Here is a 979-nt window from a genome sequence, read left to right as displayed (position 1 = left end):
CGGGTGACTTCGTCGGCGAAGGCGGACAGCTGGTCGACCATCGTGTTGATGGTCTCCTTGAGTTCGAGGATCTCGCCCCGGGCGTCGACGCGGATCTTCTGGGTGAGGTCGCCCTTGGCGACGGCGGTGGTGACCTCGGCGATGCTGCGGACCTGGGCGGTGAGGTTGTCGGCCATGACGTTGACCGATTCGGTCAGGGCTTTCCAGGTGCCGGAGACGCCTTTGACGTCGGCCTGGCCGCCGAGGCGGCCGTCGGTGCCGACCTCTCGGGCCACCCGGGTGACTTCGTCGGCGAAGGAGGACAGTTGGTCGACCATGGTGTTGAGGGTGTTCTTGAGTTCGAGGATCTCGCCGCGTGCTGAGACGGTGATGCGCTGGGACAGGTCGCCGCGGGCGACGGCGGTGGCGACCTGGGAGATGTTGCGTACTTGGTCGGTGAGGTTGCCGGCCATGAAGTTGACGGAGTCGGTGAGGTCGCGCCAGGTGCCGGCGACGCCTTCGACTTCTGCTTGTCCGCCGAGCTGGCCGTCGGTGCCGACTTCGCGGGCCACCCGGGTGACTTCGTCGGCGAAGGAGGACAGTTGGTCGACCATGGTGTTGACGGTGTTCTTGAGTTCGAGGATCTCGCCGCGGGCGTGGACGGTGATCTTCTGGGACAGGTCGCCGCGGGCTACGGCGGTGGTGACCTGGGCGATGCTGCGTACTTGGTCGGTGAGGTTGCCGGCCATGGCGTTGACGGATTCGGTGAGGTCTTTCCAGGTGCCGGAGACCGAGGGGACGTCGGCTTGTCCGCCGAGCCGGCCGTCGGTGCCGACCTCGCGGGCGACGCGGGTGACTTCGGAGGTGAACAGGGACAGTTGGTCGACCATGCCGTTGAAGACCGAGGCGATCTCGCCGAGCAGGCCGTCGGCGTCCTCGGGCAGGCGGGTGCGGAAGTCGCCGTCCCGGACCGCTGTCAGCCCGCCGAGCAGCTGACGCA

The 979-nt window shown here is 67.5% G+C and carries 1 protein-coding gene; it reads right to left on the bottom strand.

Going from position 1 to position 979, the window contains the following annotated elements:
* Positions 1-979 (bottom strand): HAMP domain-containing protein (locus tag DMB42_RS52725; protein ID WP_125649946.1); only part of this gene is annotated, 979 nt, incomplete at both ends.

Source organism: Nonomuraea sp. WAC 01424, assembly GCF_003947315.1.
GTDB classification, from domain to species: Bacteria; Actinomycetota; Actinomycetes; order Streptosporangiales; family Streptosporangiaceae; genus Nonomuraea; species Nonomuraea spiralis.
Note: the sequence above shows the minus strand (reverse complement) of the source record. Positions and strands in the feature narration are given on the sequence as shown.